This is a genomic window from Corynebacterium tuberculostearicum, assembly GCF_022347235.1.
Taxonomy (GTDB): Bacteria; Actinomycetota; Actinomycetes; order Mycobacteriales; family Mycobacteriaceae; genus Corynebacterium; species Corynebacterium tuberculostearicum_F.
Map to the genome: position 1 here is coordinate 1 of NZ_JAKRDX010000041.1, position 1,853 is coordinate 1,853.

Sequence of the window (1,853 nt, forward strand, 5' to 3'; positions counted from 1 at the left end):
ATCACCATCGTCTAGGGGATCGGTGTCGGGGTGGTCGCCGATGAGGAGGGTGTCTGGGTAGTCGAGGCTGGTATCTGGTTCGGGTTGGGTGAGTGTGGCAGTCATGGACGGGGCACTCCAGCAGAGAAGAACAGGGTTCGTATGTGTTTTCTAACGAGTGTCTTTATGGTATCCCGTCTGGTGGACATGTGCCTTGTGTGGGGGTGTTTATGTTCGAATAAGGTGTCCTAAATCCGCAGGGAACCCCAGAGTCGCACCACAACCGGCAGCGGGGGTAAAAGCAAAGGTTTAGGGTTGGGCGGCGTCGGCAAGCTGGTTGCGAATTTCAGGGCAGTCAGCAAACTTCCGCTGTAGGCGACCTAAGAAGTCCTCAAATGAAGCCGGGTCAGCTGCCTTCTGAACTTTCCCGAGCAACCCATACGCTTGGTCGCGACCATAGACATTTTGTGTTTCCAGCTTGTCCTCAATGAGTTGCATAAGAACGGGAATGGTTTCGACCGGCAGGTGCGGAAGAAGTAGTTCTGCCACATTGCGTTGGAGCCCGGCGTCCGAGGCTGTCGCCCATGCTCGTTGCGGATCGCGTAGGCACTGATACTGAAACATTGCAAGATCCCAGGGCTTATCGCGCAGCCGAGCCTCGATGTGCTCCACTGCGCTATCCCCCACCGCCGCAAAAAGACCTTCCGCCGTCGAAAGCCGTGGAAACGCATCGAATACTCGCTCATTGACGTAAGGGCTGCGGTGAGGAAAGTGGACGTCGGTAATCGCGGCCCAACCACCAGCAATGTTGAACGTTTCCTCAGCGGGGAGGATTCGCATCGCTTCTTCCGAGTACGTGTAAGCAAGGTCGAACCGGCCGATCTCCGAAAGCCCGCTAATGAGCTGCTCGTATCCGTCCGTGTGGGTACGAAATACCTCCTCGACAGAACCGGAAAGCACCGCTAACCGACGACCGACATACTCACCCTGCGCACGCTCGCGCAGCTCTTTGAGGCCTTCAGGCCCTAAAGCCTGCGCGTACTGTACGGGGTCGATATAAACCTGCTCCGCATACGGCGACTCGAGAACGCCCAAAAGCCACTCGGCTAAGCGCAGCCCGTCAACCTGGGCCAATTGGGCGGCCTGAGGTAGTTCCTGGGCCAAGCGTTCCGCGCTCCAGATCACGGACCCAACTGGATCATTAACCAGCGGCAACTGTAGCAGAACCTCTTCTAGCGCCCGTTGTGCGACCGGGAAGATATCGTAAGGCTCTATTGACTTGACGCCTTGGCTGGTCAGGTGTTGAGGCTCATCAATTGCCACATTCAAAAGCACACCCGCCTGCCACACCTGGTCGGCATACGCCCGTGAATCGTCGGGGTCAGTCAGATTCAAACCTGAGGGGTTTACAAGGGTGTTGGTTGCTTCGTCAAACGTCTGCACTACTTCTGGCATTCCTTTAGATCCGCGAGAAACTCCTTCAGCGCTTCCGTGAGCTCCCATATCTGGTTACGCTCCTCCTCAAACATGCGGTCAACGAGGAAATCCACGCCGGCCAAATCATCCGGATGCAGGCTGTCCAAGTAAGCCAGCAGCTTATCGACGCCTTCGAGGCCAAGAATTCCTTGCTCGACCTGGTCCACCACATAAGAAATTTGCTTTTGGTCCATGGTGAGGAGAATAGCAAAACATAAAAAGAAGGAGACGGTGGTTTGCCGTCTCCTTCTTAGTGTTTCTGTATTTTGTTGTGTTTTTGTTGTTTGGTGTCGGCGGTGACTTACTCTCCCACAACCTCCCGGTTGCAGTACCATCAGCGTGTGCAGGCTTAGCTTCCGGGTTCGGAATGGGACCGGGCGTTTCCCTGCAGCTATTGA

2 protein-coding genes and 1 rRNA gene are annotated in these 1,853 nt (G+C 55.5%); all 3 read right to left on the reverse strand.

Features of this window, described 5'->3' with window-relative positions:
- Positions 1–288 precede the first annotated feature (288 nt).
- On the reverse strand, positions 289–1,422 hold the full coding sequence (locus MHK09_RS11560) for a hypothetical protein (RefSeq protein WP_250411999.1): 1,134 nt from the start codon (positions 1,420–1,422) through the stop codon (positions 289–291).
- Complete coding sequence (locus tag MHK09_RS11565) at positions 1,422–1,649, reverse strand: hypothetical protein (protein WP_005323886.1); 228 nt, start codon at positions 1,647–1,649, stop codon at positions 1,422–1,424. Before MHK09_RS11565 ends, MHK09_RS11560 begins: the two co-directional genes overlap by 1 nt.
- Before the next feature lie 94 nt (positions 1,650–1,743).
- Positions 1,744–1,853, reverse strand: a 5S ribosomal RNA gene (rrf, locus tag MHK09_RS11570); the annotation flags it as partial.

What these genes read in the sequence shown, in the direction of transcription:
- MHK09_RS11565 (WP_005323886.1), bottom strand. Translation starts at nt 1,649, where the DNA reads ATGGACCAAAAGCAAATTTCTTATGTGGTGGACCAGGTCGAGCAAGGA.